Raw genomic sequence first — 6,158 nt, forward strand, 5'->3', positions numbered from 1 at the left:
CTGGTACTGTGGTTAAGGGGCCTTTGTGCTTGCTGAATTTGATTTGATTCGCCGTTATCTGATGCCGTCGCAAGCGCCACTCCCGGCAGATGGTGTCGCACTGGGTGGTGGCGACGACGCCGCACTGTTAGTGCCTAAAGCGGGTCATCAGCTAGCGGTGAGCGTTGATACCTCTGTCGTTGATGTTCACTTCCCGCATGATGCGCCCGCCTTTGCGGTAGGGCATCGTTCGCTCGCCGTCGCATTAAGCGATTTGGCGGCCATGGGGGCAGACCCTCGCTGGTGTTTTATGGCGCTCACGCTTGATCAGCGTACCTTTGCCAATGATCAAGCGATTCATGCCTGGCTTGAAGCGTTCGCCAAGGGGTTTCATACGCTTTGTCAGCGTCATGCCACCACCTTGGCCGGTGGCGATGTTACCTCAGGTGCGCTTACGATTGGCGTTACCGTGATGGGAGAGGCGCCTACGGGGCATGCCTTGACCCGCTCTGGGGCGACGCCTGGCGATATGATCGCCGTGACCGGCGCCTTGGGCGGCGGGGCGGGTGGGCTAGCCCTTTGGCAACGTGGCGAGCGTGATCTTCAGCATCCCCTGCTACGTCGTTATCTCCTGCCTGAGCCACGTTTGGCCGCAGGCGTTGCGCTTCGAGGGCTAGCCAACGCCGCTATTGATATTTCTGACGGGCTGCTGGCGGACCTTGGTCATCTACGCAAGGCATCAGGCGTTGGGGCGGCGCTTGATATGGCATCGCTGCCGCTGGCTGAGGCGCTGGAAAGTACCCTTGGCCGTGACGCTGCCTGCAACGCTGCGCTCTCGGGGGGGGATGATTATGAACTGTTGGTTACTCTGCCTGCTGAGAACGTTGCCAGCGCGCAGCGTGCGCTTGGCAAGCTGGGGCTACCCTTAACCGTTATTGGCCAATGCAGCGACACGTTGGGTGTAAAAGGGATTGCACCTAACCTGGATACTGGCTGGCAGCATTTTCATGAGGGGGCGCCATGAACCGTGCACCACCAAGTGTGTGGCGTCGCCCAACGCATTTTTTTGCGTTTGGTTTAGGCAGTGGAACGGTGCCCTGGGCGCCAGGCACCTTTGGCACGCTGGCCGCTATTCCTTTCTACTGGATTATGGCGGAACTGCCCTTGGGTTGGTATTTGGGCATCGTGTTCGTGGCCTTTGTGGTTGGCGTTTGGCTCTGTGATAAAACATCGCACGACTTAGGGGTACATGATCATTCCGGCATTGTTTGGGATGAGTTTGTCGGCTACTGGATCACCATGGCTGCCGTTCCCTTCTCCTGGGAGGCGGCGCTGTGGGGCTTTATTGTTTTTCGCATTTTTGATGTGTTTAAGCCTTGGCCTATCCGCTGGGCTGACCGACGTGTGGCTGGTGGCTTTGGTATCATGATTGATGATGTCATGGCCGGGATCTATGCCTGGAGCACCATGCACTTATGGTATTGGTTGCACTAAAACGCAACCGCAGGTGACACTGGGCAGCACTCACTTCCTATTCGTGCGGTTGCTCAAGGAGATGGCATGCGCAAGGAACGCTTAATTGTCCCTATTGTGGCCGCACTAGCCATTGTTTGGATGGCGGGACAGCTGCTATCCAGCGTGCTGTTTGAGCGTAGCCTCCGCCAAGCGCTGGAAGACCTGGAGGCACGGGGCGAGTGGCGCGTGTCTCGTGTTGAGAGCAGTCGGGGATGGTTAAGTTCTCAGGGGCGCCTTCTGCTTTCCCCCCTGCTGGGACGCCCCTGGCAATTGGAGCTTACTTACCGTGCACGTCACGGTATTTTAAGCACGGACGTCGAAGGTACTTTTTTGCCCCGGTTGGATACGGCGTTACAGCGTGCGGTAGGGGAGGTAACCGCCGCCTCCGCACCACGTTGGAAAGGCCGTTACCACACGCTTACTGGGCATAGTGAGCTACAACTGGCGCTGGCGCCGTTTATCATTCAGCAAAGCGGGCGGGAGCTTGAGGTCCGTGGGGGGCGGCTGCGGTTGGAGGGCGTGTTTGGCGATTGGCGATTACGCGTTCGCATGGACCAGTTGGCGCTAACCGATGGTGCTGCACAGTTAACCCTGGGACCGCTGCTGCTTGAAAGCCGTTACACCTATATCGAAGATGCCCACCACTTCGCTCAACGCGACCATCTGCATATTGAGGCCTTGTCACTTCACTACCCAGCGTATGACGTAAAACTGGCACCGCTGGATATACACAGCTACATGGTGCTGGATGAAAGTGAGTTGCGTCTCACCGGCGAGCTCATTATGGGCGACGTTATGGTGCCTACGGAGGCACCCGATACGGCGCTGCTTAATGGGCATATTGTCATGGAACTATCACGCCTTAACGCTGATGCGATACGTCAGGCTATCCGTCGGCTGCGCCAGGAAGCGGCTTGGGGAGATGCCAGCTTGCCGATGGCCGAAGGGCTGCTATCCCGGCTTGAACCTGATCTACTGAAAATATTGAGTGACTCTCCGCGATTGGATGTTCTCACTGTGGACGTGGATAGCCCGCTGTTGGGAATTCGTGTTGACGCCGATGGCGCTCTCTTTTTCGATGCTCGAAAGCTGGATCAGCTCAATGTCACCTTGCTTGATAAGCAGGAAGAACGTGCCCGTTGGCTTGAGCGCCTTGACGGCGATTTTATTTGGCATGATGCACCGACGGTGGCCGCCTTATGGCTGGGCTTGCCGTTAGGAACCCGTGAGCTGCAGTTTGACGTTATACGCGGGAATTGGCGTGTTAATGGTCGTCCCATGCCGGACCTCTGGTCGCAATAGGCGGCTCCAAGGGTTGAAGTTTAAGCCGGTTGCCCGCATTCCATAAGCAATGCTAAGCGGTATATCCGCTAGTCACTGTTTACCGGAGGGTATATGAGCGACCAGGATTACGACCGCGATGACGATAATCTCGGCTGGCTGGGAGAAGATGTCCCGTCATCTGCTGAGACTGAACATACAGGTGAAGAGCATCATCGCTCCGATGGCGAGCGGACAAATTCGCTGGTTCCTGCCAGTGATATGCTGCCTGAGCGTATTTATTTACTGCCCATTCATAACCGCCCATTTTTCCCCGCCCAGGTTCAGCCACTGGTCATTAACCGTGAACGCTGGGAAGAGACCATGCGTCGCGTAGGTAATACGCCCCATAAAACATTGGGCGTTGCCTTTGTGGGTGAGGGCGGTGTGGAGTCGTTAGGTCATGACGATTTTCCCGAGATAGGCACCGCCGTTAGAGTGCATAAACTAAAGGGCGAAGATCAGCAGATTCAGTTTATTGCCCAGGGCGTGCAGCGTTTTCAAATCAAACGCTGGCTGTCTAAAGAGCCGCCGTATCTCGTTGAAGTTACCTATCCCAAAGAGCCCGTTGATGCGGAAAACGAGGAGACGCGTGCGTATGCCATGGCGATTATTAACGGCATCAAAGAGCTGCTGCCGATTAATCCGCTGTATGGCGAAGAGTTAAAGCACTATCTGAACCGTTTTAGCCCTCATCAGCCAGGCCCCCTTACCGATTTTGCCGCCGCGATTACGTCAGCCAAAGGTCCTGAGCTTCAGGATGTGCTGGATACGTTGCCGGTAGAAGAGCGGATGCACAAGGTGCTGCCACTGCTGCGTAAGGAAATTGAAGTCGCGCAACTGCAAAGCGAGATCAGCGAGCAGGTTAATGCGCAAATGCAGGACCGACAGCGTGAATTCTTCCTGCGCGAGCAGTTAAAGGTCATTCAGCGTGAGCTGGGTATTTCCAAGGATGACCGCGAAAACGACGTTGATACCTTTAAAGGCCGTTTGGAGTCGCTGGTTGTTCCTGAGCGCGTCCAGAACCGTATCGATGATGAGCTTAATAAGCTAAGCGTGTTGGAAACCGGGTCACCCGAGTACGGTACGACCCGTAACTACCTGGACTGGCTAACGTCATTGCCCTGGGGGGTGACCAGCCAGGATAAGCTTGATCTAAGCCATGCCCGTGAGGTGTTAAACCGCGACCACGATGGTTTGCAGGACGTTAAAGAACGCATTGTCGAGTTTCTCGCGGAAGGCACATTTAAAGGCGATGTAGGCGGTTCCATCGTTTTGCTCGTGGGCCCGCCAGGGGTCGGCAAGACGTCTATTGGCCGTTCTATCGCAGAGGCGCTGGGCCGCGAGTTTTATCGTTTCTCTGTCGGCGGAATGCGCGATGAAGCCGAGATTAAAGGCCATCGCCGTACCTACGTGGGCGCCATGCCCGGTAAGCTGGTGCAGGCGTTTAAAGAAGTCGAAGTCGAGAATCCGGTGATTATGCTGGATGAAATCGACAAGCTGGGGCAGTCGTTCCAAGGGGATCCTGCCTCAGCACTGCTTGAAGTGTTAGACCCTGAGCAGAATGTCGACTTCCTGGATCACTACCTGGATGTCCGGATGGACCTTTCCAAGGTGCTGTTTATCTGCACGGCTAACACGTTGGACTCGATCCCCGGCCCGTTGCTGGACCGCATGGAGCAAATTCGCCTTTCAGGTTATATCGCGGAAGAGAAGCAGGCGATTGCCAAGCACCACCTGTGGCCGAAGCTTCTTAAGCGCAATAACATGCCTAAAAAGTGTATTAACTTAACCGAGGCAGCGTTAAAGCAGGTTATTGAAGGCTACGCCCGTGAGGCCGGGGTTCGGCAACTCGAAAAGCAGCTTCACCGTATTGTACGTAAAGCGGCGGTTAAGCTTCTGGAGGAGGAGATCGAAACCGTCAAGATTTCGGTCAACAATCTGGAAGAGTTTTTGGGAGCGCCTCTTTTCCGTAAGGAAAAAGTACTCAAAGGCGAAGGCGTGGTAACAGGGCTTGCCTGGACATCCATGGGTGGGGCAACCTTGCCTATTGAAGCGGGTAAAGTTCACGCGCTGGACCGTGGGTTCAAGCTAACCGGCAAGCTTGGCGATGTCATGAAAGAGTCTGCCAACATTGCCTACAGCTACACCCTGGGCCACCTGCAGGAGTATGGTGCAGATGCTGATTTCTTTGATTCAGCGTTTGTTCACCTGCACGTGCCCGAGGGCGCAACGCCCAAGGATGGCCCTTCGGCGGGTGTCACCATGACCACCGCACTACTCTCGCTTGCCAAGCATCAACCGATTACGCGGCCACTGGCAATGACGGGAGAGCTAACCCTGACCGGTCAAGTGCTTCCTGTTGGCGGCATTCGTGAAAAAGTGATTGCAGCCCGGCGTAGCGACATATTTGAGGTGATACTGCCCGAGGCCAACCGCCGCGATTACGAAGAGCTCCCTGATTATCTTAAGAAAGGTATGACGGTACACTTCGCTAACCGCTATAAAGACGTGGCTAACGTTGTCTTTAAGAATTGAAACATACGCTAGGGAAGGGCTGAGCGAGGGTAGAAGAGTTAAAACATATTTTCTTATGTATAAATAAGAGCTTATTAAACGCCGCACAGAAGTGCGGCGTTTTTTTATAGCTATTTTTGGATTTAATGGCAGGCTAAGTAGAGATTAAGTAGAGATAATGGTGTAAATAAAAAGAAGTAATCTTTCCGAGGGTCCCTAATGCGAAATAATCAACCTGTTACTCAGCGCGAATATGTGTTGGATGAAGAGGCGGTGCTGATTTCACGCTCTGATTTAAAAGGGCGGGTAACCTTTGCCAACTCTACGTTTGTCGAGGTCAGTGGTTATACGCGGGATGAGCTTTTGGGAGCACCGCATAATTTATTACGACATCCCGATATGCCTGAAGCTGCATACGCTGACTTCTGGAAAACCATACAGTCAGGGGCAACATGGCAGGGGGTAGTCAAAAATCGTCGTAAGAATGGCGATTACTATTGGGTCAATGCCACGGTGGCGCCGCTTCGTGATGGTGACAAGGTCGTAGGGTATACCTCCGTTCGGCGCAAGGTTGCACCTGAAACCGTAGCATTAGCAGCGCCCGTTTATGCTGAAATGCGTGAGAAAGGCCGTGCCAAGCGCTATACGCTGGTGCAGGGCGCATTACGCCGCAAAGGTGTGATTGGCCTGTGGTCACGGTTCAGTTTGGTCAGTTTGAAAGCCAAGCTGATCACCATGGTGATCGCGGCGCTGACGCTGCTTTGTCTTGCGGGAGGCTTGGGCGTTTATGGCGTGATGGTGTCAGGTGAGCGGCTGGATACGCTTAA

5 protein-coding genes are annotated in these 6,158 nt (G+C 54.6%); all 5 read left to right on the forward strand.

Features of this window, described 5'->3' with window-relative positions; genetic code table 11:
* The first annotated feature begins 25 nt into the window (after positions 1-25).
* Positions 26-1,003, forward strand: a complete 978-nt coding sequence (gene thiL / locus ACT3RU_RS16325; protein WP_444622172.1) for a thiamine-phosphate kinase — start codon at positions 26-28, stop codon at positions 1,001-1,003.
* Positions 1,000-1,473, forward strand: coding sequence for a phosphatidylglycerophosphatase A family protein (locus ACT3RU_RS16330; protein WP_087105686.1), 474 nt, complete (start codon positions 1,000-1,002; stop codon positions 1,471-1,473). The genes thiL and ACT3RU_RS16330 overlap by 4 nt, the downstream gene beginning before the upstream one ends.
* 66 nt (positions 1,474-1,539) lie before the next feature.
* Positions 1,540-2,796 carry a DUF945 family protein gene (locus ACT3RU_RS16335; protein WP_483392912.1) on the forward strand — a complete coding sequence of 419 codons (1,257 nt, stop codon included), beginning with the start codon at positions 1,540-1,542 and terminating at the stop codon, positions 2,794-2,796.
* Positions 2,797-2,889: 93 nt separating this feature from the next.
* The gene (gene lon / locus ACT3RU_RS16340; protein ID WP_087105690.1) at positions 2,890-5,352 is read left to right on the forward strand and encodes an endopeptidase La; all 2,463 of its coding nucleotides are present in this window, start codon (positions 2,890-2,892) and stop codon (positions 5,350-5,352) included.
* A 198-nt stretch (positions 5,353-5,550) separates the two neighbouring features.
* Positions 5,551-6,158 (forward strand): PAS domain-containing protein (locus ACT3RU_RS16345; RefSeq protein WP_483392913.1); only part of this gene is annotated, 608 nt, incomplete at its 3' end.

It is taken from the genome of Halomonas sp. TP35, assembly GCF_052375975.1.
GTDB classification, from domain to species: Bacteria; Pseudomonadota; Gammaproteobacteria; order Pseudomonadales; family Halomonadaceae; genus Vreelandella; species Vreelandella citrativorans.

Coding starts and splice junctions, on each gene's coding strand:
- ACT3RU_RS16330 (WP_087105686.1), top strand. CDS start 1,000: ATGAACCGTGCACCACCAAGTGTGTGGCGTCGCCCAACGCATTTTTTT.
- ACT3RU_RS16335 (WP_483392912.1), top strand. CDS start 1,540: ATGCGCAAGGAACGCTTAATTGTCCCTATTGTGGCCGCACTAGCCATT.
- lon (WP_087105690.1), top strand. CDS start 2,890: ATGAGCGACCAGGATTACGACCGCGATGACGATAATCTCGGCTGGCTG.